General features: G+C 67.3%; 28 protein-coding genes. 14 read left to right on the top strand and 14 right to left on the bottom strand.

All coding sequences use genetic code 11. The features are described from left to right. The first annotated feature begins 1 nt into the window (after position 1). Genes M1247_RS18080 through M1247_RS18065 form a run of 4 tightly spaced genes read left to right on the top strand, consistent with a single transcriptional unit; the run spans position 2 to position 3,721 of the window. On the top strand, positions 2 to 757 hold the full coding sequence (locus M1247_RS18080; protein WP_317157735.1) for an SOS response-associated peptidase: 756 nt from the start codon (positions 2 to 4) through the stop codon (positions 755 to 757). Then, the gene (locus M1247_RS18075; RefSeq protein ID WP_317157734.1) at positions 754 to 2,247 is read left to right on the top strand and encodes a DUF7782 domain-containing protein; all 1,494 of its coding nucleotides are present in this window, start codon (positions 754 to 756) and stop codon (positions 2,245 to 2,247) included. The genes M1247_RS18080 and M1247_RS18075 overlap by 4 nt, the downstream gene beginning before the upstream one ends. Before the next feature lie 38 nt (positions 2,248 to 2,285). Next, positions 2,286 to 2,879 carry a TetR/AcrR family transcriptional regulator gene (locus tag M1247_RS18070; RefSeq protein ID WP_410506891.1) on the top strand — a complete coding sequence of 198 codons (594 nt, stop codon included), beginning with the start codon at positions 2,286 to 2,288 and terminating at the stop codon, positions 2,877 to 2,879. Further along, on the top strand, positions 2,876 to 3,721 hold the full coding sequence (locus tag M1247_RS18065) for an enoyl-CoA hydratase/isomerase family protein (RefSeq protein ID WP_317157733.1): 846 nt from the start codon (positions 2,876 to 2,878) through the stop codon (positions 3,719 to 3,721). The genes M1247_RS18070 and M1247_RS18065 overlap by 4 nt, the downstream gene beginning before the upstream one ends. Before the next feature lies 1 nt (position 3,722). Here M1247_RS18065 and M1247_RS18060 read toward each other — a convergent pair whose 3' ends face one another. Genes M1247_RS18060 through M1247_RS18050 form a run of 3 tightly spaced genes read right to left on the bottom strand, consistent with a single transcriptional unit; the run spans position 3,723 to position 6,335 of the window. After that, positions 3,723 to 4,511 (bottom strand): class I SAM-dependent methyltransferase, encoded by a 789-nt coding sequence (locus tag M1247_RS18060; protein ID WP_317157732.1) that lies wholly within the window; start codon positions 4,509 to 4,511, stop codon positions 3,723 to 3,725. A 43-nt stretch (positions 4,512 to 4,554) separates the two neighbouring features. Further along, positions 4,555 to 5,412, bottom strand: coding sequence for an SDR family oxidoreductase (locus M1247_RS18055; protein WP_317157731.1), 858 nt, complete (start codon positions 5,410 to 5,412; stop codon positions 4,555 to 4,557). Between the two features lie 38 nt (positions 5,413 to 5,450). Continuing rightward, positions 5,451 to 6,335 (bottom strand): LysR substrate-binding domain-containing protein, encoded by an 885-nt coding sequence (locus tag M1247_RS18050; RefSeq protein WP_317157730.1) that lies wholly within the window; start codon positions 6,333 to 6,335, stop codon positions 5,451 to 5,453. A 77-nt stretch (positions 6,336 to 6,412) separates the two neighbouring features. On the opposite strand from M1247_RS18050, the gene M1247_RS18045 reads away from it, so the two are divergent. The 3 genes from M1247_RS18045 (at position 6,413) to M1247_RS18035 (ending at position 9,194) form a co-directional block, all read left to right on the top strand. Beyond that, a complete protein-coding gene (locus M1247_RS18045; protein ID WP_317157729.1) occupies positions 6,413 to 7,636 on the top strand; it encodes an acetyl-CoA C-acetyltransferase in 1,224 nt (407 codons plus the stop codon). Between the two features lie 134 nt (positions 7,637 to 7,770). Then, positions 7,771 to 8,547 carry a CoA transferase subunit A gene (locus M1247_RS18040; RefSeq protein WP_317157728.1) on the top strand — a complete coding sequence of 259 codons (777 nt, stop codon included), beginning with the start codon at positions 7,771 to 7,773 and terminating at the stop codon, positions 8,545 to 8,547. Beyond that, on the top strand, positions 8,544 to 9,194 hold the full coding sequence (locus M1247_RS18035; protein WP_317157727.1) for a CoA transferase subunit B: 651 nt from the start codon (positions 8,544 to 8,546) through the stop codon (positions 9,192 to 9,194). Before M1247_RS18040 ends, M1247_RS18035 begins: the two co-directional genes overlap by 4 nt. Before the next feature lie 105 nt (positions 9,195 to 9,299). Here M1247_RS18035 and ybaK read toward each other — a convergent pair whose 3' ends face one another. Next, complete coding sequence (gene ybaK / locus M1247_RS18030) at positions 9,300 to 9,791, bottom strand: Cys-tRNA(Pro) deacylase (RefSeq protein WP_317157726.1); 492 nt, start codon at positions 9,789 to 9,791, stop codon at positions 9,300 to 9,302. A gap of 203 nt (positions 9,792 to 9,994) precedes the next feature. Between ybaK and M1247_RS18025 the strand changes: the two genes are divergently transcribed. Both M1247_RS18025 and rsrA read left to right on the top strand, forming a co-directional pair. Further along, positions 9,995 to 10,633, top strand: a complete 639-nt coding sequence (locus M1247_RS18025) for a sigma-70 family RNA polymerase sigma factor (protein WP_317157725.1) — start codon at positions 9,995 to 9,997, stop codon at positions 10,631 to 10,633. After that, positions 10,630 to 10,944, top strand: a complete 315-nt coding sequence (gene rsrA, locus M1247_RS18020; protein ID WP_317157724.1) for a mycothiol system anti-sigma-R factor — start codon at positions 10,630 to 10,632, stop codon at positions 10,942 to 10,944. Before M1247_RS18025 ends, rsrA begins: the two co-directional genes overlap by 4 nt. A gap of 14 nt (positions 10,945 to 10,958) precedes the next feature. On the opposite strand, the gene M1247_RS36430 is transcribed toward rsrA, so the two are convergent. Next, positions 10,959 to 11,033 (bottom strand): 50S ribosomal protein bL37, encoded by a 75-nt coding sequence (locus tag M1247_RS36430; RefSeq protein ID WP_011728008.1) that lies wholly within the window; start codon positions 11,031 to 11,033, stop codon positions 10,959 to 10,961. Between the two features lie 128 nt (positions 11,034 to 11,161). On the opposite strand from M1247_RS36430, the gene M1247_RS18015 reads away from it, so the two are divergent. Further along, positions 11,162 to 11,383 carry a biotin/lipoyl-binding carrier protein gene (locus M1247_RS18015; RefSeq protein ID WP_317157723.1) on the top strand — a complete coding sequence of 74 codons (222 nt, stop codon included), beginning with the start codon at positions 11,162 to 11,164 and terminating at the stop codon, positions 11,381 to 11,383. A gap of 18 nt (positions 11,384 to 11,401) precedes the next feature. Continuing rightward, positions 11,402 to 12,880, top strand: coding sequence for a two-component system sensor histidine kinase PdtaS (locus tag M1247_RS18010; protein WP_317157722.1), 1,479 nt, complete (start codon positions 11,402 to 11,404; stop codon positions 12,878 to 12,880). Between the two features lie 166 nt (positions 12,881 to 13,046). Here M1247_RS18010 and whiB1 read toward each other — a convergent pair whose 3' ends face one another. The 4 genes from whiB1 to M1247_RS17990 form a co-directional block, all read right to left on the bottom strand. Continuing rightward, a complete protein-coding gene (whiB1, locus tag M1247_RS18005) occupies positions 13,047 to 13,301 on the bottom strand; it encodes a transcriptional regulator WhiB1 (protein ID WP_003893300.1) in 255 nt (84 codons plus the stop codon). Between the two features lie 247 nt (positions 13,302 to 13,548). Then, positions 13,549 to 14,511: a diacylglycerol/lipid kinase family protein gene (locus M1247_RS18000; protein ID WP_317157899.1), complete on the bottom strand. Its 963-nt coding sequence runs from the start codon at positions 14,509 to 14,511 to the stop codon at positions 13,549 to 13,551. 23 nt (positions 14,512 to 14,534) lie between these two features. Then, positions 14,535 to 15,053: a M15 family metallopeptidase gene (locus M1247_RS17995; protein WP_317157721.1), complete on the bottom strand. Its 519-nt coding sequence runs from the start codon at positions 15,051 to 15,053 to the stop codon at positions 14,535 to 14,537. 19 nt (positions 15,054 to 15,072) lie between these two features. Further along, entirely contained in the window at positions 15,073 to 15,456 is a 384-nt protein-coding gene (locus M1247_RS17990) for a YchJ family protein (protein ID WP_317157898.1), read from the bottom strand. A 49-nt stretch (positions 15,457 to 15,505) separates the two neighbouring features. On the opposite strand from M1247_RS17990, the gene aroQ reads away from it, so the two are divergent. Next, the gene (gene aroQ / locus M1247_RS17985; protein ID WP_317157720.1) at positions 15,506 to 15,949 is read left to right on the top strand and encodes a type II 3-dehydroquinate dehydratase; all 444 of its coding nucleotides are present in this window, start codon (positions 15,506 to 15,508) and stop codon (positions 15,947 to 15,949) included. Continuing rightward, positions 15,946 to 16,335: a hypothetical protein gene (locus tag M1247_RS17980; protein WP_317157719.1), complete on the top strand. Its 390-nt coding sequence runs from the start codon at positions 15,946 to 15,948 to the stop codon at positions 16,333 to 16,335. Before aroQ ends, M1247_RS17980 begins: the two co-directional genes overlap by 4 nt. Here M1247_RS17980 and M1247_RS17975 read toward each other — a convergent pair. After that, positions 16,332 to 17,168, bottom strand: coding sequence for a helix-turn-helix transcriptional regulator (locus M1247_RS17975; protein ID WP_317157718.1), 837 nt, complete (start codon positions 17,166 to 17,168; stop codon positions 16,332 to 16,334). The genes M1247_RS17980 and M1247_RS17975 overlap by 4 nt on opposite strands. Positions 17,169 to 17,263: 95 nt before the next feature. On the opposite strand from M1247_RS17975, the gene ilvD reads away from it, so the two are divergent. After that, complete coding sequence (gene ilvD / locus M1247_RS17970) at positions 17,264 to 19,135, top strand: dihydroxy-acid dehydratase (protein WP_317157717.1); 1,872 nt, start codon at positions 17,264 to 17,266, stop codon at positions 19,133 to 19,135. On the opposite strand, the gene M1247_RS17965 is transcribed toward ilvD, so the two are convergent. The 4 genes from M1247_RS17965 to M1247_RS17950 are packed head-to-tail and all read right to left on the bottom strand — an operon-like array spanning position 19,130 to position 21,646. Next, entirely contained in the window at positions 19,130 to 19,420 is a 291-nt protein-coding gene (locus M1247_RS17965) for a cupin domain-containing protein (protein WP_317157716.1), read from the bottom strand. The two genes, ilvD and M1247_RS17965, sit on opposite strands and share 6 nt — an antisense overlap. Then, positions 19,420 to 19,920, bottom strand: a complete 501-nt coding sequence (locus M1247_RS17960; protein WP_317157715.1) for a GNAT family N-acetyltransferase — start codon at positions 19,918 to 19,920, stop codon at positions 19,420 to 19,422. The genes M1247_RS17965 and M1247_RS17960 overlap by 1 nt, the downstream gene beginning before the upstream one ends. Further along, a complete protein-coding gene (locus M1247_RS17955) occupies positions 19,917 to 21,050 on the bottom strand; it encodes an isochorismate synthase (RefSeq protein WP_317157714.1) in 1,134 nt (377 codons plus the stop codon). The genes M1247_RS17960 and M1247_RS17955 overlap by 4 nt, the downstream gene beginning before the upstream one ends. After that, positions 21,035 to 21,646 (bottom strand): acid phosphatase, encoded by a 612-nt coding sequence (locus tag M1247_RS17950; protein ID WP_317157713.1) that lies wholly within the window; start codon positions 21,644 to 21,646, stop codon positions 21,035 to 21,037. Before M1247_RS17950 ends, M1247_RS17955 begins: the two co-directional genes overlap by 16 nt. Between the last annotated feature and the right edge of the window lie 4 nt (positions 21,647 to 21,650).

Raw genomic sequence — 21,650 nt, 5'->3', positions numbered from 1 at the left:
TATGTGTGGACGTTTCGCGGTCACGACCGATCCGGCGCTGCTGGCACAGAAGATCGAGGCAATCGACGAGAGTGCAGCAGGCGCGCCCTCGGATGCGGCGAATTACAACGTGGCACCCACCACGACGATCAGCAGTGTGGTCAAGCGGCACGCCGAACCCGAGGATGACTCGACGCGGCGGATCCGGTCGATGCGCTGGGGGCTGATCCCGCCGTGGGTGAAGACGGCTGAAGGTGGCGGCCCGGACACCAAGGGTCCGTTGTTGATCAACGCCAGAGCCGACAAGGTGACCACGTCACCGGCGTTCCGCAGTTCCGCGAAGAGCAAGCGCTGCCTGATCCCGATGGACGGCTGGTACGAGTGGAAACCCAACCCGGATGCCGGCAAGAAGGCCGGGAAGACGCCGTTCTACATGTACGGCGCCGACGGCGAGCCGTTGTTCATGGCGGGGTTGTGGACCACCTGGCGCCCTCAGGGGGCGCCCAGGGACGCGCCTCCGCTGCTGAGCTGCACGATCATCACCACCGATGCCGCGGGGCCGTTGGCCGACATCCATGATCGGATGCCGCTGAGCATCAGTGCGCCGGACTGGGACCGTTGGCTCGACCCCGACGCCCCGATCGACGAGGGGTTGCTGCGCGGCCACGGCGATCTGGACCGGATCGCCATCCGTGAGGTGTCCCGGCTGGTCAACAGTGTGCGTAACAACGGTCCGGAGCTCATCGAGCCGGCAGAGCCGGAAGCGTCGCTCTTTTGACCGCTCTCGACCCCGGGTTGGTCGACGCGCTCGGCGCCGATCTGCGCTCGGCGGGGTACACGGTCGACAGCGTGGCCGACCTCCTGGGTGCGGAGGCCGATGCCGCGCTCGGCAGGGGCGTTTGGTGGCCCGCGCTGCGTGCCACGCATGCGGCACCGCCGGAGAGGCAGAGGCTGGCCGTGCTCGTGCGGCTCTTCCTGCTCGGCAGCGACGAAACGCACGATCAGGTCGAGGCGGCGCTGCCATCGACTCCACTGCGGGCGCTGATCGACGGTGGCGTGCTCGCGGGGACGGGAGGCACGGTCTGCGCTGTACTGGATATCCGCCCCCACAGTGACGGGGTGCGGGATTTTCTCGTGGTCTCCGACCAGGACGCTGCGCTCCGGAGCGGGCCGCTGCAACGCGACCATGTCCTCGGTATCGGTGGTGCGTCGATGTCGTTGGCACGGGCGGTCATCCGCACTCCGGTCGACCGTGCGCTGGACCTGGGCACCGGATGCGGTATCCAGGCACTGCATCTGGACGCGCACTGCGCCGAGGTCGTGGCCACCGATACGAACGCGCGGGCGTTGGCGCTCGCGTCCGCAACCGCGCGGCTCAACGGAATGTCATGGGACCTCCGCCACGGCAGCCTGTTCGAGCCGGTGGCGGGGGAGCGCTTCGATCTGATCGTCTCCAATCCGCCGTTCGTGGTGGGACCGGGTGCCCGCGACTACACCTACCGTGACTCCGGCTTGGCCGGAGATGCGCTGTGCCGGAACCTCATCGAACAGATCCGTGATCATCTGGCGCCGGGCGGTACGGCACACCTCATGGCCAACTGGATCGTCCGGTCCGGCGGTGACTGGCGGGGCCGCGTCCACGGTTGGCTGGCCGGCACCGGCCTGCATGCCTGGGTGGTGCAGCGCGAGTTGGCCGACCCGATCAGCTATGTCTCGCTGTGGCTGGCCGATGCCGGTGAGACCTCGGCCCAGACCGCGCAGCGCGGCGGCGAATGGCTCGACTGGTTCGCCGAGCAGAACATCGACGGGGTCGGCATGGGCGTCATCTCGTTGCGGGCGCCTCGGGGCGGTGAGACCCCGGAGCAGGTTCTCGAAGAGATCACCGGGGCCGATGAGCTGGTGACCGGCACGGAAGTCGATGCGTTCTTCGCCCGGCGCGCCTACCTGCGGGACACGAGCGACGACGCGTTGCTGGCCGCCCGGCTCTCGACCGCCCCCGTGTTTCTGGAGGAGCAGTCGCTGCCGGGGCCGGACGGCTGGCAACAGGTCGGTGCGGCGGTGCGGCGGCCCGGCGGTCCGGGTGCGGTAGTCGGTGTCGACGATGTGATGACGGCCCTGCTGGCCGGATGTCGCGGCGAAGTACCGCTCGGAACTCTCATCGAGCTGCTCGCGACCCACCACGGCGTCGACACCGGCGCACTCGCGCAGGCAGCCTTGCCGGAGGTTCGGGAGGCGATCGGCCGCGGGATCCTCTATCAAGCGGACTAACCCGTAGAGGATTCCTCGGTTTTGATAGAGTAATTCTCGTGCCGCCGTCGACGACCACGGGTGCCCGAGACCGACTGCTGTCGGTGGCCCGCCGTCGCTTTGCGGCCGAGGGCGCGATCGCTGCGACCCTCGACGAGGTGCGCCGCGAGGCCGGGGTCAGCGTCGGGTCGCTCTATCACCACTTTCCCGACAAGTCGGCCTTGGCGGCCGCCGTCTATGCGCAGGTCCTTGCCGAGTACCAGCGGGGCTTCGTGGCGATGTTGCACGCTCAGGTCGCCGCCGAAGCGGGCATTCGTGGCGGCGTCCGGCACCATCTGAACTGGGTCGGGGCACACCGCGGCGAAGCCAGGCTGCTGCTGGGGGACCGGCTAGACAGCGCCGAGTTGAGGGATGCGAACCGGAACTTCTTTGCGGCCATTCGTGATTGGTGGCGTCCGCACCATACCTACGGTGTCCTGACGCCCATGCGGCCCGGGGTCAGCGCCGCGCTGTGGCTGGGGCCTGCCCAGGAGTATTCCCGGTACTGGGCGGCCGGTGACATGGCCGTAATGGAGAGCGGGACCGTCGAAACGTTCGCCGACGCGGCATGGAATTCCCTACGCGTCAGGACAATTGAGGAGGATCTCGAATGAGTGAAGCCCTGTACCCAGGCATGGTGGCAGAAGGTGACGATCCCGCCGCGCCACGTCGGGTTCGGGTCGAGCGCCGCGACGACCGGGCAGTCGTGACACTCGATGAACCGGATCGGCTCAATGTGCTGTCCGCCCCACTGGTCAGGCAGCTGCGCCACACGCTGGAGAACCTGGTGTCCGACAGCGCCATCCGCGCTGTGGTGCTCACCGGTTCGGGTCCGGGCTTCAGCGCGGGCGGCGACCTGCGCATGATGCGCACCGCGATCGAGCGCCGGTATGAGGCTGAAGGCACCGCCGACGTGTGGCGGTGGATACGTCGCGAATTCGGTGGCATTGCACGGCTTATCGCGGGCTCGGACACGATCTTCGTGGCCGCGCTCAACGGCCCGGCCGCCGGCGTCGGGCTGGCCTGGGCGCTGACCTGTGATATCACCATCGCCAGTGAGCGCGCAGTCATTGTGCCGGCATTCGCCCGCCTCGGACTGATCCCGGAGGTCGGCACCAGCTGGGCGTTGACGCGAAGGCTCGGTTATCAGGGCGCGTTGGCGTACTACCTGAAAGGCGACCACATCGACGCCGAAACCGCGCAGCGCCTGGGACTCGTGCAGGAAGTCGTCGCCCCCGATCGGTTGCTCGAAGCGGCCGACGCGTGGTGTTCACGGGTGGCCGCGTTGCCTGCGCACGCCGTCGCGATGGCCAAACCGCTGCTGCGGACCGCGGCCGACGCCAACTGGAACGACGCCCTCACGCTCGAGGAGTTCGCCGAACCGACCTGCTTCACCACGGCGGCCTTCGCCGACAGTGTCGAGGGCATGCTGTCCGGCGGAACGCGGACCAGCTGACTCACCGCCGGCGCGCGGTGGCGATCAGGTAGGGGCTGTCGAACGACACCAGGCCCGTGTCGTCGGTGTGCTCACGCAGAGCCGCCTCGAATGCGGTCATGAGTCGTTGGCGCACCGGTTGTTCGAGTCGGCCCAACAGATCGACATGCATGGGCGATTCGTCCTGCAGGAAACGCAGTACGGTCGCCAAGGAGTCGAACTGCCAGGTCTGTGCGCCGGTTTCGATGGTGATGTCGTCGAACGCCGAAGCCAGCCGGCTGCGCACGATGTCGGGATCACCCCATTGTTCGGGGGATTGGCCCGTAACGGCGGGCCGACCCAGCGTGGCGACGATCGGGGTGCGGAAAGGACTGTCCTGCTCCGGTATCCACGCGGAGAACCCGAAGATTCCGCCCGGCCGTAACAGCCGACCGACCTCGGCCACCAGAGCGTCCGGTTCGACGAAGATGATGCCCATATTCGACACTGCCGCGTCGAACGCGCCGCCGGGCAGGCCGGTGTGTGCGGCATCGGCGACAACCCAGTTGACGCTGTCAGCGCCCGGACGTGCGGTGGCGATCGCGATCAGCTCACGGGTGAGGTCGACCGCGGTCACCTGCGCACCGGCGGCGGCCGCGGCCAGCGCAGCGCTTCCGGTGCCGCAGGCGAGATCGACCACCGCGGTATTGCTGACGGGCCCGCGGCGGTCGACCGCGTCGACAACCTTGCCTGCGATGAGCGCGATGCGTTCGGCGACGGCTTCATAACGGCCGGCCGCCCAATTCGTGGGATGAGGCGTGGGATCAGGCACTGTCGGAGCCTAGATGGGCATCCCGGCGGCGCGCACGCTCGGCTCAGGGCTGGGCGTACCCCGGCGGGTTGGGGGTGTCGACCCACAGGTCCACGCCCAGTTCCGAGCCGGGGACGCAGTCATAGGCCGACAGGTCGGTGACGCCGGCTTCCAGGAGCACGTCCTCACACAGCAGGCTCTGGCCGGTGTATTCGCGGGCAGGCTTGGTGAAGACCGCGTAGGCGGCGTCGGCGTAGATTGCGGGCTTGCGGGCGCGGCCCATCGCTTCGTCGCCGCCGAGAAGGTTCTGCACCGCGGCGGTGGCGACCAGGGTGCGCGGCCACAGGGTGTTCGAGGCGATGCCCGCCTCGCGCATCTCCTCGGCGATGCCCAACGCGCACAGCGTCATCCCGAACTTGGCCATCATGTACGCCGTGGGCTTGAGCCATTCCGATTCCAGTCGGATCGGCGGGGACAGCGTCAGGATGTGCGGGTTCTCCCGGCCTTTCATGTGCGGGATGCAGGCCTGGGAGACGGCGTAGGTGCCACGGATCTGGATGCCGTTCATCAGGTCGAAGCGTTTGAGCGGGACGTCCTCGATCGAGCCGAGGTTGATCGCCGAGGCGTTGTTGACGCAGATGTCGATGCCGCCGAATTGAGCCACGGCTTGATCTACTGCGGAGGCCACCGAGTCGCCGTCGCGGACGTCGCCGACGATGGGCAGGGCCTGACCGCCGGCCTCCTCGATTTCCTTGGCCGCGGTGTAGACGGTGCCTTCGAGTTTGGGGTGTGGTTCGGCAGTCTTGGCGACCAGCGCGATGTTGGCGCCGTCGGCGGCGGCGCGCTTGGCGATCGCCAGGCCGATACCGCGGCTGGCGCCGGAGATGAACATGGTTTTTCCGGACAACGGCGTCTGTGTCATGGGGTCACGATATGCCCGCCGGGTTGAGCGCGGATGACTCACACATCGAGACTGCGCAGGATGGCCAGCACATTGCCGATCGTGGCCGAGTCGTTGGTCGCCGCCCTCGCGGCCACCAGGTCGACTCCAAGGGTGGGTGGTGCCAGGGGCACGTAGCGGACCGCGGCGATATCGAGTGCGGCCGTGGGGTCGGGCACGATCGCCACCCCGAGCCCCGCCGCCACCAGGGTGATCAGCGTGGACGTTTCGGAGACCTCCTGGCGTATCCGCGGGACGTATCCGGCGTCAGCGCAGATGGCCGCGACGAGATTGCTCATCACCGAGCGTCCGTGTCCGACATGCACGATGAAGTCCTCCGCACGCAGGTCTTCGACAGTCAATTCGGTGCGGCCTGCGAGGTGGTGGTCTGCGGGTAGTGCGACCAGAAGCCGGTCCCGGCGCACGATCTCAGCAACGATTCCATCCTGGTCGGCCGGTGGACGCAGCAGCGCAAGATCGATGTCACCGGACAGCAGCGCGCTGATCTGCGCGGGCGCCAGCATCTCGCCCCGCACGGTGACGTCGAGTGCCGGTAGCGCCTCACCCAGCGCCCGCACGAGCCGCGGCAGCAGTGAGTAGGTGGCGGAGCCGACGCACCCGATCGTGAGCCGCCCTTCGAGTCCCGCGGCGATGCGCCCGGCCTGGCTGCCGGCCTCCTCGACGGCGTCGAGAATCTCCACCGTGCGCTGCAAGTACGCCCGCCCGGCCGCGGTCAGTTCGACGCTGCGCGTGGTGCGGCGGAGCAGCGAGACGCCCAGCTCCCGCTCGAGCTGACGGATCTGCTGGGACAGCGGTGGCTGGGCGATGTGCAGCCGCTCGGCCGCTCGGCCGAAGTGAAGTTCCTCGCCGACGGCCCGGAAGTACCGGAGATGACGTAGCTCCACATATTAGGACCTTACAGATATCAATCGGCAGGATTTAAGTATTTCAGAATATCTACCCTGCTGGCTACCGTCGAAGCGTGACTTCCGCCTCCGATGTGGTGATCTGTAATCCGACCCGCACGCCGGTCGGCCGCATGGGCGGTGCGCTGGCGGCGTTGACCGCCACCGATCTCGCCACCGTGACGTTGCGCGGCTTGATCACCCGCACGGGCCTGGGCGAGGGCGATGTCGACGACGTGGTGCTGGGCAACGGCTACCCGAGCGGTGAGGCCCCCGCCATCGGCCGGATCGCCGCCCTGGACGCCGGACTGGGCACCCGGGTGCCGGGGCTCCAGATCGACCGGCGCTGCGGCTCCGGCCTGCAGGCCGTCCTCTACGCCGCAGGTCAGGTCGCCACCGGCGCGGCCCGCATCGTCGTCGCCGGCGGTGCCGAGTCGATGTCCAACGTCGAGCACTATGCCCTCGGGCTACGCACCGGGGTGCGCCAAGGTGGTGTCGCTTTGCAGGACAGGCTGGATCGCGCACGCGAAACTGCCGGTGGCTCAGGTCATCCCATCGCCGGCGGAATGATCGAGACCGCGGAGAACCTGCGTCGCGAATACGGCATCACCCGTGTCGAACAGGACGAACTCGCGGTGCGCTCGCATCAGCGCGCAGTCCTCGCGCATGACGCGGGACGCTTCGGCGAGGAACTCATCGCGGTGACCGTACCCGGCCAGCGCGGCAGACCGGACGTTGTCGTCGACTACGACGAGCATCCTCGTGCCGATGTCGACATCGACAAGCTGAGCGCGATGCGCCCCGTGAGACTCAAGGTCGATGCCGGGTCCACCGTCACCGCGGGCAACGCCTCCGGGCAGAACGACGGTGCCGCGATGTGCGTCGTCACCACTGCCGACGAAGCCGAAAAGCGCGGACTCACACCACTGCTGAGCCTGCGGTCATGGGCGGTGACCGGCTGTGCCCCGGAGCTGATGGGCATCGGCCCGGTCAGCGCCACCGCGGCCGCATTGGACCGCGCGGGTATCACCCTCGACGAGGTCGACCTGATCGAACTCAACGAGGCGTTCGCCGTCCAGGTGCTCGCGGTGCTGGCCGAATGGAAGATCGATCCGCTCGACGAACGGCTCAACCCCAACGGCTCGGGCATCTCACTGGGGCATCCGATCGGCGCCACCGGGGCCCGCATCCTGGCGACCGCCGCCTACGAAGCCGCGCGCCGCGACGCCCGCTACGTGCTGGAGACCATGTGCATCGGCGGGGGACAAGGCCTCGCAGCGGTTTTCGAGGCCGTGCGATGAGCGTCGCCGTGCACCGGCGCGCAACTGCCGCCCGCCTCGGCATGGACGGACCACGCCGCACACCTGGCCAACGCCGAGCAGCCCGGCATCATCACGCCCGCACTCATCAACAATTTTGAGCGACTGGAGCAACCATGACCCTCAACAAGGTGGTCGGATCGGCCGCAGAGGCCGTCGCAGACATCCCCGGCGGCGCCAGCCTCGCGGTCGGCGGATTCGGCCTGGCCGGCATCCCGTGGTTCCTGATCGGGGCACTGTTGGAGCAGGGCGCCGACGATCTCACCATCGTGTCCAACAATTGCGGCGTCGACGGTGCGGGTTTGGGCCTGCTCCTGGAGGCCGGCCGGATCAGCCGCGTGATCGCCTCCTACGTCGGCGAGAACAAGGAGTTCGCCCGCCAGTATCTGGCCGGTGAACTCACCGTCGAGCTCACGCCGCAGGGCACCCTGGCCGAGCGACTACGGGCCGGCGGCAGCGGAATCGGCGCGTTCTTCACACCCACCGGCGTGGGCACCCTGGTCGCCGAGGGCGGCCTGCCGTGGCGTTATCACCCCGACGGCACCGTGGCACTGGCCTCACCGGCCAAGGAGGTCCGCACCTTCGGGGGCAAGGAGATGGTGCTGGAGGAATCGATCGTCACCGATTACGCGCTGGTGCGTGCCGCCGTCGCCGACAGGGCAGGAAACTGCACTTTTCATGCCGCCGCGCGAAACTTCAACCCACCGGCCGCCATGTCCGGACGCGTCACCGTGGTCGAGGCCGAGCGGGTCGTCGAGGTCGGTGGCCTGCACCCCGACGAGATCGCGCTACCAGGGATCTTCGTGCAACGCGTCGTCGAACTGACGCCGGAACGGGCCGCCCACAAGAACATTGAGAAGCGCACCATCCGAGAACGAGGAGCCGTCCGATGAGCTGGACCCGCGAACAGATGGCGGCGCGCGCCGCGGCCGAACTGCGCGACGGTGATTACGTCAACCTCGGCATCGGTCTGCCCACCCTGATCCCCGACTACCTGCCGCAGGGCTCCGAGGTCACCCTGCACGCCGAGAACGGCATCCTCGGGGTAGGGCCGTTCCCGTACGAGGACGAGGTTGACCCGGATCTGATCAACGCGGGCAAGCAGACGGTCTCGGTGGTGCCCGGCGCGTCCTTCTTCGACTCCGCAACGAGTTTCGCGATGATCCGTGGCGGACATGTCGACGTGGCGGTGCTGGGCGGCATGCAGGTCGCGGCCAACGGTGACCTGGCCAACTGGATGGTGCCCGGCTCGATGGTCAAGGGGATGGGCGGCGCGATGGATCTGGTCAGCGGCGCAGGCCGGGTCGTCGTGCTGATGGACCATGTGACCAAATCCGGTGCTGCCAAGCTCGTCTCGTCGTGCGATCTTCCGCTTACCGGCAAGGCGGTGGTGAACCGGGTGATCACCGAACTCGGGGTCTTCGACGTCACCGGCACCGGGTTCCGGGTCGTCGAGTTGGCGCCTGAGGTGCAGTACGTCGACGTGGCGGCCAGGACCGCAGCCACCCTCAGCGACGGCCGGGTCGCAAGCCTGGTGTGATCAACGCCGCGCGCACCGACCTGTGATTTGTGGAGTCTTACCCGTCATGAGTGCGGCTCAGACTCCACAAATCACCACTACCACCGAGGTCAAAGCCGCAGGAGGTTAAGCGCGGACGCTGATGTCGGCGGACACCGCGCCGGTGGCCCGGATCAGGTCGGCCGGCGCGAGCGCGACGTCCCAGCCGCGTTTGCCTGCACTGCACAGCACGGTGTCGAAGCGCAGCGCCGACGCGTCGACGACGGTGGGTAGCGGCTTGCGCTGACCCAGGGGTGAGATGCCGCCGATGACGTAGCCGGTGGACCGCTGGGCGGCCGCCGGGTCGGCCATCTCGGCCTTGGGCACACCGAGCGCGGCGGCCGCGGCCTTGAGCGACAGCTTGGCCGGAACCGGCAGTACGGCCACTGCCAGGCGTTTCGGCAACGCGATGATCAAGGTCTTGAAGACCTGGTCGGCGACGATGCCTGCGTCGGCCAGCTCGGCCACGGCCTCGTCGCCGAAGGAATCGTTGCGGGGATCGTGGTGATACTGCATCACCTCGTGCTCGATGCCTGCGGCCACCAGAACCGCGATGGCCGGTGTCGCTGCGCGTGCCACCGGGACAGGGTAACCGGGAACATTACGGCCGCTTCGCACTGTTGTTGCAGTCAGTGTCGGTGCTTTGACGTGCTCCGGCGGTATGTGTCCGTGTCAAGCCCTAGGATCGGAAGGAGATTTTGGTGCCAGCTGTATGCCTACAACGTCCGATAGATCCGGAGCTGTTTGGTGGCGCCGTAACAGAAGGGACGGTGTTCCCCACCATGACTGACGTCGACCGGGCAGTGCCCGAGACGCCGCAAGAGTCTGATGCCGAGCTGACCGCACGTTTCGAGCGGGATGCCATTCCGCTGCTCGACCAGCTCTACGGCGGCGCGCTGCGCATGACGCGCAACCCGGCAGATGCCGAGGACCTGCTGCAGGAAACGATGGTGAAGGCCTATGCGGGCTTCCGCTCATTCCGTGAAGGCACCAATCTCAAGGCGTGGCTGTACCGCATTCTGACCAACACCTACATCAACAGCTACCGGAAGAAGCAGCGCCAGCCGGCGGAGTACCCGACCGATGAAATCACCGACTGGCAGCTGGCGGCCAACGCCGAGCACTCGTCGACCGGCCTGCGGTCGGCCGAGGTAGAGGCCATGGAGGCGCTGCCAGACACCGAGATCAAAGCTGCGCTGCAGGCATTGCCCGAGGAGTTCCGGATGGCGGTTTACTATGCCGATGTCGAGGGCTTCCCTTACAAGGAGATCGCCGAAATCATGGATACGCCGATCGGGACGGTGATGTCCCGCCTGCATCGTGGCCGCAAGCAGCTGCGCGATCTGTTGGCCGATGTGGCCCGCGATCGCGGATTCATGCGAGGTCAGCAGGTCGGTGCGCCTGAGGAGGTGTCGTCATGACCGAAAGCCACGACTCCAACCGTGAGGACGAGCGGTGGGCCCCGCCGATCGGTCCGGTCGATCCGGAGCATCCGGATTGCGCTGCCGTGATCGCCGAGGTGTGGACCCTGCTGGACGGGGAGTGCACGGCCGAGAGTCGCGACAAGCTCAAACAGCACCTTGAAGACTGCCCGGCCTGCTTACGGCACTACGGCGTCGAGGGCCGGGTGAAGCGGCTGATCGCCAGCAAGTGCAGTGGTGAGAAAGCCCCGGATGGCTTGCGTGAGCGGCTGCGTATCGAGATCAGCCGCACCACGATCATCCGGGGCTAACGGGGCGAGCAGGGTCAGGCGTTGGGACGCTTGCCGTGATTCGCCTTCGAGTGCTTACGGTCGCGCTTCTTGCGGCCACGCTTGGCCATGGTGATCCTCCAGACGTTTAGAGCTTGCTCCCCAGTGTCTCATGGCCCGGCGGGGGCGCTGTCCACCTAGGGTGTGGTTCGATATTGAGGCGGCAGGTTGACCGCAAGCCGGAGTGAGTGGGGTGAAGATGGCCGAAGACGTTCGCGCTGAAATCGTGGCCAGTGTGCTCGAGGTCGTGGTTCATGAGGGCGATCAGATCGGCGAAGGGGACACCCTGGTGCTGCTCGAGTCGATGAAGATGGAGATCCCGGTGCTCGCCGAGGTGGCAGGAACGGTCACCAAGGTGAGCGTGGCCGAGGGCGATGTCATCCAGGCCGGCGATCTCATCGCGGTGATCGACCAACTCTGAGGCTGCGGACGTTGGCTGATGTCAACCCTCGGTGATCTGCTCGCCGAACACACGGTGCTGCCCGGAAGTGCGGTCGACCATCTGCATGCTGTCGTCGGTGAATGGCAACTGCTCGCCGATCTTTCGTTCGCCGACTACCTGATGTGGGTGCGCCGCGATGACGGCGCCCTGGTCTGCGTCGCGCAGATCCGGCCCAACACCGCCCCGACAGTGCTGCTCGCCGACGCGGTCGGAACGGTGGCCGCCGCAACCGATCTACCGTTGGTGACCACCGCTTTCCGGTCCGGATCGATCGGGAGGGCAGGAGATGATTCGCCGGGGACGTCGCGGCTGAACGTGGAAGCGGTGCCCGTGCGGCATCGCGATCAGGTGGTGGCGGTGCTCACGCACCAGGCCGCGCACCGTCAGGCCAGCCCACTGGAAGGTGCCTACCTCGACTGTGCGGGCGATCTGCTGCACATGCTGACCGAGGGCACTTTCCCCAACGTCGGTGACCTGGCCATGTCCCGTTCCAGTCCTCGGGTGGGCGACGGTTTCATCCGCCTGGACAAGGTCGGTGACGTGGTGTTCGCCAGCCCCAACGCGATCTCGGCCTATCACCGCATGGGCCTGGCCTCCGAGCTCGAAGGCCACAACCTCGTCGCCATCACCAGGCCGCTGATCTCCGACCCGTTCGAGGCGCAGGAGCTGGCCAATCACGTGCGCGATTCGCTGGCCGGGGGATCGAGCATGCGGATGGAGGTCGACGCGGGTGGTGCGGCGGTGCTGTTGCGCACCCTGCCGCTCGTCGTGCACGGAGACGCCGCCGGCGCCGCGGTGCTCATCCGCGATGTCACCGAGGTCAAACGACGGGACCGGGCGCTGCTGAGCAAGGATGCGACCATCCGGGAGATCCATCACCGGGTCAAGAACAACCTGCAGACCGTCGCGGCGCTGCTGCGGCTGCAGGCGCGCCGCACCGGCAACATCGAGGCACGTGAGGCGCTCATCGAATCGGTCCGGCGGGTGTCGTCGATCGCGTTGGTGCACGACGCACTGTCGATGTCGGTCGACGAGGAGGTCAACCTCGACGCCGTGGTGGACCGGATCCTGCCCATCATGAACGACGTTGCGTCCGTGGACACCCCCATCCGGATCAACCGGGTAGGCGATCTGGGGGTGCTCGACGCCGACCGCGCCACCGCGTTGGTCATGGTCATCACCGAGCTCGTGCAGAACGCCATCGAGCACGCATTCGACGTCAACACAGCGCAGGGCTGTGTGACCATCCGGGCCGAGCGTTCGGCGCGCTGGCTCGACGTGGTGGTGCACGACGACGGCCGTGGGCTGCCCGACGGCTTCAGCCTGGAGAAGTCCGACCGGCTCGGCCTGCAGATCGTGCGGACGCTCGTGTCGGCGGAGCTGGACGGCTCCCTGGGCGTGCACGAATCGGCAGGCGGCGGCACCGACGTCGTGCTGCGCGTGCCGATCGGTCGGCGCACCAGGGGAGTGCAGTAGCGATCGACGCACAAGCCATCGACAGGCGTTCCGCAGGTTATAAACAGATTGTCAAAACGGAAATGTGACGTCGATAACGCAATTTGCTACCGAATTCGTCAGGAAATGGTTACGGCCCCGACGATTCCGTCGGGGCCGTAGCGAGCTGCGGGGAGCTGAAGCTGAGTCAGACTCCGGTGCGAGCCTTGGTGCGGGCGTTGCGACGCTTGAGCGCACGACGCTCGTCCTCGCTCATCCCGCCCCACACGCCTGCATCCTGGCCGGACTCCAGTGCCCAGCTCAGGCACTCGGTGGTCACCGGGCAGCGGTTGCACACGAGCTTCGCATCAGCAATCTGCGCGAGCGCCGGGCCGCTGTTCCCGACCGGGAAGAACAGCTCCGGATCCTCGTCGCGACAGACCGCCTTGTGGCGCCAATCCATGCTTTTAACTCCTTAGTAAGTGCGCAGCGAGGCGCACGAGCTTTTTCTTCGGCTGTTAACGCGTGCACATGAAATGTTTCTGCACTGTTGCATCCGATGCTTTCACAGGCTGAACAGATGTCAATAGCAGCGAGTTAACACGTGGGCAATGTCACTGCCCAACCCTGTTACCAGAGCCCTCATTCGTTTGTACTACACTCAACTCACCTGCGCCCTAAACTGATCAAGCTGGTTGTGTACCAGCAGGTCAGAGGGCTTTTGCGGGAGGTGCGACAACGCACAGCGCGTCAGGAACCGCGGTGAAGGTCATAGTTTCACGCGAGCCGACGTAATCTCCGTCAATCTGGCACGCGACAGCCGTGTCGCTCGTCACGGTGACCGTGGACACGTCGTCGTGACGCACCAGGTGCTTGGCTTCGAGGTGTGGTTTGCGCGACACCATCTGGCGGACCAGCCGCAGATTCGCCCAGATGTTCATGCTGGTGGTGGCGAACACGCCCAGCCCGGTTTCGAACGTGGTGTCGGGGTTGGTCCACACCGGTCGGGTGTTCGCGTAGGTCCACGGACTTGAGTTGGACACGAAGGCGAAGTGCACGCCGGGGACCGGTTCGGCGCCCGGCAGGTGCAGCGTCAGCGAAGGCTGTCTGCGGGCACTGGCGAGCACCTCGCGCACCGCGACGCGGATGTAGCGCGACGCGGTGACCTTGCGGCCCTTGGCACGCTGCGCCTCCACCGCGGCCACCACGGCCCCGTCGACACCCATACCGGCGGTGAACACCGCCCAGCGTTCCCCGCAGTCCATCAGCCCGATCTGACGCCAGTGCCTGCCGCGCCGGTAATCACCGAGGAGGTCGACGAGTTGGTTCGTGGCTTCGATGGGATCGGGGCTGATGCCGAGGGCACGCGCGAACACGTTCGCGGAGCCGCCGGGGACAACCGCCACCGCCGGCGCGGTACCGGGGTCAGGACGTCTGGCGCACTCGCCGAGCACACCGTTGACCACCTCGTTCACCGTGCCGTCGCCGCCGTGCACGATCAGCACGTCGACGCCGTCGCGGGCGGCCTGCCTGCCGATCTCGATGGCGTGGCCGCGGTGATCGGTGTGGGCCACGGTGAGCTTGACCCGGCTTTCCAGGGCATGGGCCAGCAGGTCGCGCCCGGCAGGGGTGGTGGAAGTCGCGTTCGGGTTCACGATCAGCACGGCGCGCACAGGCATTGAGCCTATCGGGGACCTCAGCCGGCCGCGTTCGGCAGCAGCGGCGGGCAGACCCCGAACAGGTCGGTCGCCAGCTCGAAGTGCCACAGTTCGTTCGCATAGATCTGGCACAGCCCGAACCGTGATCCGTTGGCGATCAGCCACTGGTCGGTGCCGGTCCCGCCGACGTCGACGGCTTCACCCGTGACGTGTTTGGAGAGCTGCGGAGTCTGCACGTACTGGCGTGCGGCGTCGAGGCTGCCGTACGTGTTGACGGCGTCGTCGAGCAACTGCTGCTGAAACTGCGGGGACCGCCAGCCGGAGTTGATGGTCATGGTGATGCCCTCGTCCGCCGCGGCCGAGGTGGCGTTCTGGATGGCGGTCAGCAGCCGCGGTTCGAGCCGGCCGATCGCCGGATCGGCCACGTCGTAGGCGGTCAGCACCTGACCGTCGGGCAGCGAACCATCGCCGGTTGTATCCGCGACCGCGGCCGGCGCGGCCTGCACGCCGAACGCGGTGGCGACCGCCAGCGCTCCCACCGTCATGGCTATCCGCATGGGCCTACCTTACGTAGCGTCACTCCCGCACCTCGCCGTCGAGATAGCACCAGCTGCCGGTCTCGGTGCGGGCGAAGCGGCTGCGTTCGTGCAGGATGTGACGCTTGCCGTGGTGCTCGTACTGGGCGCGGAACTCCACCACGCCGGTGGCGTCCAGTTCCCCGCCGGCGTCGGTGTCGACGATCTGCAACCGGCGCCAGGTGACGGTGTCGTCGAGATCCAGCTGGTGCGGGCGGCTGCCGGCATGCCAGGTGGTGAACAGATAGTCCGGGTCGCCGAGCGCGAACGCACTGAACCTCGCGCGCATCAGTGCGACGGCGGTGGTGGCCCGCGCACCGCGGTGCAATGGTCCGCAGCACGCGGCGTACGGCGCACCGGATCCGCAGGGGCACGGTTGTGGGATCGGCACGCGGAAAGTGTCTCAGCCGGGCCTGTCCCGGTACCGTACGGAGGTGACCGATCGTCGTCTGCTGCTCGTCAACGGGCCGAACCTGAACCTGCTGGGCACTCGTCAGCCGGAGATCTACGGAGCCACCACGCTGCCAGAGATCGAACAGGCAGTCAGCACACTGGCCGCGGAGTTCGGGTTCGAAGTGCGCGCCGTACAGAGCAACCACGAGGGTGCGATCGTCGACGCCGTCCAGGCCGCACGCGCCGACTGCGCAGGCATCATCATCAACCCCGCCGCCTACAGCCATACCTCGGTGGCGATCGCGGATGCGCTGAGCGCTGTCGAATTGCCGGTGGTGGAAGTGCATTTGAGCAATATCCACCGGCGCGAAGCGTTTCGTCACCACTCCTATGTGTCCGCGGTCGCCGAGACGGTGATCGCCGGTGCAGGCCCCGCCGGGTACGAGTATGCGGTCCGTTACCTCGCGAGCAGGCTGCCGAAGTGACCCAGCCCCCGATTCAGCCACCTGCGGTGCGGTACGCCGGATTTCTGGTCGCCGCAGAGGGTCTGGCCGGACTGCTCGTCGCGGTGGTCCTGGTGGTGCGTGGTCTGGCCGGCGCCGATCAGCGTGTCGTCAGCGGCTACGGCACCGCAATCTGGTTCGTGCTGGTCGGCGGTGGTGTACTGGCCGGTGGTTGGGCGCTGATCACCGGGCGCCGCTGGGGCCGGGGGATCGCGGTGTTCGCGAACCTGCTGCTGCTCGGGGTGGCCTGGTACATCTTCACGTCCCATCAGATGGCGTACGGCATTGCCGTTGCGGTGCTCGCACTGCTGACCCTGGGCATGTTGCTCAGTCCCTCAGCGGGGCACTGGGCTTCGGGACGCGATTAGTCGGGCCGGGAGGCGATCAGCCGGGTCAGCTGCTCGGCTGCGGCCTCGGTGGCTGGGGTGTAGACCACGATGCTCAGATCCGGCAGATCCGCGGGAGTCAGCCGGTGGTACTCCAACTCGAGCTGCCCGGCGGGTCGATGGTCGAATCGCCGTATCCGGGTCTGAAACCCTTCGATGGCGTGGTCGTCCCAGATGCGCTCGAACTCAGCGCTTTCCGCTTTTAGCCGGTCGAGCAGGCCGGTCACTACGGGCTCGTTGAGACGGGCGCCGTTCTGCATGCGGAACTCGGAGACGAACCGCCGGCTCTCCACCTCCCAGTCGGGCATCAGCTTCTTGATCGACGGGTCGGTGAAGACCAGCCACAACAAGTTTCGGTTCTCCGGGGCCGCTGTCTGCACCCGCGGGTACAGGGCCGCGTAGGCGCGATTCCATGCGGCTATGCCCCAGTCCGGATTGATCGCGAAGGCGGGGGAGGGATCGAACGCCGCCAGCAACCGGCGCAGATGATCTGGTGGTTCTGCGGGGTGCGGCGGGAATTGGGTGCCGCCCGGGGCGAAACCGGCAAGCGACAACAGATACGTCCGATCGGTCGGCGAGAGCCCGAGGGTGTTGCCGATCGACTCCAGTACCTGACGCGAAGGGTTGATGTCGCGGCCCTGCTCCAGCCACGTGTACCAGGTGACGCTGATGGCGGACAGATACGCGACTTCCTCGCGGCGCAGGCCGCTGCGCCGGCCGCGGATCTGCGGAAGTCCGTGCTCGGATCGATCCAGCGATTCGCGACGCATCCGCAGAAACCCGCCCAGTTCTGTGCGAGCCGCCTGGTTTGGCATCGTCTGATTTTAGGCGTCCGAATCCAGGGTGGTACCGGCACTACTAGAGCCGGGACCGTCTTCGCCCGCGGCGGGTTCTCCACAACCATGGGGCCATGCCCGAATTGAGATCCAGAACCATCACCCACGGACGCAACATGGCGGGCGCGCGGGCACTCCTGCGCGCCGCCGGGGTGTCCGGAGACGATTTCGGCAAGCCCATCATCGCGGTGGCCAACAGCTTCACCGAATTCGTCCCGGGGCACACCCATCTGCAACCGGTGGGACGGGTGGTCAGCGCGGCCATCCAGGAGGCGGGCGGTATCGCCAGGGAATTCAACACGATTGCCGTCGACGACGGTATCGCGATGGGGCACGGTGGCATGTTGTACTCGCTGCCCTCGCGTGAGCTGATCGCCGACTCCATCGAGTACATGGTCAACGCCCACTGTGCGGACGCCCTGGTCTGTATCTCCAACTGCGACAAGATCACTCCGGGCATGTTGATGGCCGCTCTGCGCCTCGACGTGCCGACTGTCTTCGTCTCCGGTGGGCCGATGGAGGGCGGCTCGGCCACCATGGTCGACGGGACGGTGCGCAAAGGACTCAACCTGGTCACGGCTATGTCGGACGCCGTCGCCGCCGACGTCTCCGACACCGACATCGGCCGCATCGAAGAGGCGGCGTGCCCAACGTGTGGTTCATGCTCGGGAATGTTCACCGCGAACTCGATGAACTGTCTCACCGAGGCGATCGGACTGGCCCTGCCGGGGAACGGTTCGACATTGGCGACGCACACCGCGCGCCGCGAGCTCTACGAATCGGCGGGCCGGAGGGTGGTGGAACTGGCGCACCGCTATTACGGCGACGACGATTCGCGGGTGTTGCCCCGCAACATCGCGTCGTCGGCTGCGTTCGCCAACGCGATGATCGTCGACATCGCGATGGGCGGGTCGACCAATACGATCCTGCATCTGCTGGCCGCCGCACGGGAGGCCGACATCGATTTCACCATGGCCCACATCGAGGAGCTGTCGCGGCGGATTCCCTGCATCTGCAAGGTCGCCCCCAACGGGCACTACCTGATGGAGGACGTCCACCGGGCAGGCGGGATTCCTACGGTGATGGGCGAACTGCACCGTGCCGGGCTCCTCGATGCAGGCGTGCACTCCATACATGCCGACTCGCTGGACCAGTGGCTGGGGTCGTGGGATGTGCGGGCGTCGCATCCCTCGGCGGAGGCGGTCGAACTGTTCCATGCGGCCCCCGGTGGTCAACGGTCCAGTTCGGCGTTCTCGCAGTCATGCCGGTGGGAGAGCCTGGATCTCGACGCCAGGTCCGGGTGTATCCGCAATGTCGCGCATGCCTATTCGGCAGACGGTGGGTTGGCGATCCTGCGGGGTAACCTCGCGCCGAACGGCTGCGTGGTCAAGACCGCCGGGGTTGACGCGTCCATCCTGCGGTTCAGCGGCCCCGCGGTGGTCGTCGAATCGCAGGAGGAAGCCCAGGAGGTGATCCTGGGTGGGCGGGTGCGGTCCGGTGATGTGTTGGTAGTGCGCTACGAGGGGCCGCGCGGAGGGCCTGGCATGCAGGAAATGCTGTATCCCACCTCATATCTGAAGGGTGTCGGCCTGGCCAAGGTGTGCGCGCTGATCACCGACGGGCGGTTCTCAGGTGGATCCTCAGGGTTGTCGATCGGGCACATGTCGCCCGAGGCGGCCGCAGGCGGGCCTATCGCGCTGGTGCGCACGGGTGACCTCATCGACATCGACATTCCCGCGCGGTCTGTCGAACTGCGGGTCGACGCAACCGAACTCGACCGGCGCCGCAGCGAGCTGGAGCGCGGTGGCGGCTACTGGCCGCAGCAGCGGGAGCGCCTCGTCTCACCCGCCTTGCGGGCCTACGCCGCGATGGCGACGTCTGCCGATCAGGGCGCGGTGCGCGATGTGTCACTGGTCGAGGCCGCGAGCCGCGCGAACACGCTATGAGAGTCGCTCCACCTCGACGAAGACGATCGCATCGCGGGAGCCGCGGTTCTCGACCGTGTGCTCGGCGCCGGCCGGACGGCTGTAGCTCTGGCCCGCCACGAGGTCGGCGGTGATCTCGTCGCCGTCGGCCGTCACGACGTGCATGGTGCCGGTGACCATCGGCACCACCACGTAGTCGAAATCGTGCCGGTGCATGGGAATCGCGCCACCGGGGTCGATCGTCCATCTGGTGACCCGGAACCGGTCATTCTCCAGCTGCACCTCACCCTGGGATCCCGTCGTCATCATCGCCCCTTCTCGCGGTCGCCCTGACCGGCCAGCGTGGACAGTTCCGGCCCGGACACCCGGTAGGTGGTCCATTCGGTCTGTGGCTTGCCGCCGACCTCGTCGTACAGCGCGATCGCGTTGACGTTCCAGTTCAGCACCGCCCATTGCAGCCGCGAGTAGCCGTGCTCGACGCATTCACGGGCCAACGCCGACAACAACTTCCGGGCCAGGCCGCGTCGACGGAATGCCGGCCGCACGTAGAGATCCTCCAGGTAGATCCCGGCCACCCCGTCCCACGTGGAGAAGTTCAGAAACCACACCGCGGTGGCAGCGATCTGCCCGTCGGCCTCCACCATGTGGGCGTATGCCACCGGCTTGTCGGCGAAAAGTGCGCTGTGCATCTGTGTTTCGGTGACCGTGCACTCCTCGGACGCGCGTTCGAATTCGGCCAGCTCCCGGATCATCGCGGTGATCTCGACCTCGTCACCGGGCTGTGCCCGCCGGATCAGTTCACTCACTGCGCCCCCAGTCCCGTCAGGATCGTCCTGAACTTGGTTGTGGTCTCTTCGACTTCGTCGTCCGGGTCGGATTCGGCGACGATTCCGCCGCCGGCATTGGCCACCGCGGTGCGGCGGTCCTGTGACAGCACGGCACATCGGATCGATACCACCCAGCGGCCGTCGCCACGGTGATCACACCAGCCGACCGCGCCCGCGTAGAACCCGCGGTCGCCCTCCAACTCACCGATGAGGGCGGCTGCCGCATCGGCCGGTACGCCGCCGACAGCCGGGGTGGGATGCAGCGCCAGCGCGAGATCGATTGCGGTCGTGTGCGGCTCACGCAGAACACCGCGGATGGGGGTGCTCAGGTGCCACAGTGCGTCGGTGCCGTGCAATTCGGGTTCGTCGGCGATCTGCAGGTCGGCACACAGTGGATCAAGCGCAGTGCGCACGACATCGACGACGAGTTGATGCTCGTAGCGGTTCTTCCCGGATTCGGCGAGTGCCGCCGCGCTGGCCCGGTCGATCTCGGGATCTGCCGACCGTGGCGCTGAGCCGGCGAACGGTTGACAGATCACGGCGTCACCCGCGCGGGCGATCAGCAATTCCGGGCTCGCACCCACCAGCGCGGTGCCGGTGTTCGGGCCGCCGGCCGGGGACAGGTCGGCCAGGTACACCGTGGCGGCGGGGTCGGCATCGGCAAGGCGGCGTAGTACCGCCCGGATGTCCCACGGAGCATCGGCGACCAGGCGCAGCGCGCGCGCCAGCACCACCTTGTCCAGGGCGTTTCCCGGATCACGCAACCGTCGCACCACCTCGGCGACCCGTTCGCGGTGCTCCTGACCGGACGGCACTGTCTCGCGCATACGCACCCGCGGTGGGCATCCGACCGGCCAGTCCGGCAATGCGTCGGTGTATCGGACGGATTGCGGTTCGTGCAGTGCGGCCGCAGCGGAGGTGTCGAATGGCAATGCGCCGACCACCATCGGTGCGGCACCCGAGCGCAATGCCGACTGCGCACCGGCAATGTCGGCGAAGCCGGTCCTGACGCCGTCGGCGATCACCGTGCCGGCGGGGCCGGACAGCACGAATGAGGGGTCTGTTTCCGCGATTCCTTCGCGCACCCGGGACGTCACTGCGGCAGGCACGGATTGACGTGGCCGGTGAGGCCGAGTGCGCTGATCTGGCGGACGCCGTGCTCGAAGCCGCATACCGCGATCGACGCGGGCACCATCGAGAAGCGGATGCCCTCGGATACCGGCAGCTCCACCCAACGGGTCAGCACCGCGCGGGAGAAGTGGCCGTGACCGACGAACACCACGTCGCGGTTTTCCAGGTGCTCCAACGCCATGGCCAGTGCCCGGTCGGCGCGCGTGGTCACCTGGGCGGCGCTCTCGCCACCCGGGCAGTCGTGCGTCCACACCATCCAGTCGGGCACGGTCTGGCGGATCTGCGCGGTGGTGAGGCCCTCGTACTCGCCGTAGTCCCACTCGGCCAGCAGGGGGGAGATCTCGTCGACTTTCAGCCCGGCGAGCTCGGCGGTGACCTGTGCCCGGTGCCGCGGACTGCTGATCACCAATGGATCGTCCAACTCCAGGCGGGCCAGCGCCTCAGCGGCGAGCTTGGCCTGTTCGCGTCCGGTGTCGGTCAGATCAAGGTCCGTGCGGCCGGTGTGCTTGCCGGTGGCCGACCATTCCGTTTCGCCGTGGCGAAGCAACAGAAGGCGGTGCTGCTGGGCGTTCACACCG

Source organism: Mycobacterium appelbergii (genome assembly GCF_032883035.1).
Taxonomy (GTDB): domain Bacteria; phylum Actinomycetota; class Actinomycetes; order Mycobacteriales; family Mycobacteriaceae; genus Mycobacterium; species Mycobacterium appelbergii.
This window is presented reverse-complemented; position numbering and strand designations above follow the sequence as displayed.

Excerpts from the sequence above, each read along its gene's own strand:
- M1247_RS18080 (WP_317157735.1), top strand. The coding sequence starts at position 2 with ATGTGTGGACGTTTCGCGGTCACGACCGATCCGGCGCTGCTGGCACAG.
- M1247_RS18065 (WP_317157733.1), top strand. The coding sequence starts at position 2,876 with ATGAGTGAAGCCCTGTACCCAGGCATGGTGGCAGAAGGTGACGATCCC.
- M1247_RS18055 (WP_317157731.1), bottom strand. The coding sequence starts at position 5,412 with ATGACACAGACGCCGTTGTCCGGAAAAACCATGTTCATCTCCGGCGCC.
- M1247_RS18040 (WP_317157728.1), top strand. The coding sequence starts at position 7,771 with ATGACCCTCAACAAGGTGGTCGGATCGGCCGCAGAGGCCGTCGCAGAC.
- M1247_RS18035 (WP_317157727.1), top strand. The coding sequence starts at position 8,544 with ATGAGCTGGACCCGCGAACAGATGGCGGCGCGCGCCGCGGCCGAACTG.
- M1247_RS18025 (WP_317157725.1), top strand. The coding sequence starts at position 9,995 with ATGACTGACGTCGACCGGGCAGTGCCCGAGACGCCGCAAGAGTCTGAT.
- rsrA (WP_317157724.1), top strand. The coding sequence starts at position 10,630 with ATGACCGAAAGCCACGACTCCAACCGTGAGGACGAGCGGTGGGCCCCG.
- M1247_RS18015 (WP_317157723.1), top strand. The coding sequence starts at position 11,162 with ATGGCCGAAGACGTTCGCGCTGAAATCGTGGCCAGTGTGCTCGAGGTC.
- M1247_RS18010 (WP_317157722.1), top strand. The coding sequence starts at position 11,402 with ATGTCAACCCTCGGTGATCTGCTCGCCGAACACACGGTGCTGCCCGGA.
- whiB1 (WP_003893300.1), bottom strand. The coding sequence starts at position 13,301 with ATGGATTGGCGCCACAAGGCGGTCTGTCGCGACGAGGATCCGGAGCTG.
- M1247_RS17995 (WP_317157721.1), bottom strand. The coding sequence starts at position 15,053 with ATGCGGATAGCCATGACGGTGGGAGCGCTGGCGGTCGCCACCGCGTTC.
- M1247_RS17975 (WP_317157718.1), bottom strand. The coding sequence starts at position 17,168 with ATGCCAAACCAGGCGGCTCGCACAGAACTGGGCGGGTTTCTGCGGATG.
- ilvD (WP_317157717.1), top strand. The coding sequence starts at position 17,264 with ATGCCCGAATTGAGATCCAGAACCATCACCCACGGACGCAACATGGCG.
- M1247_RS17965 (WP_317157716.1), bottom strand. The coding sequence starts at position 19,420 with ATGACGACGGGATCCCAGGGTGAGGTGCAGCTGGAGAATGACCGGTTC.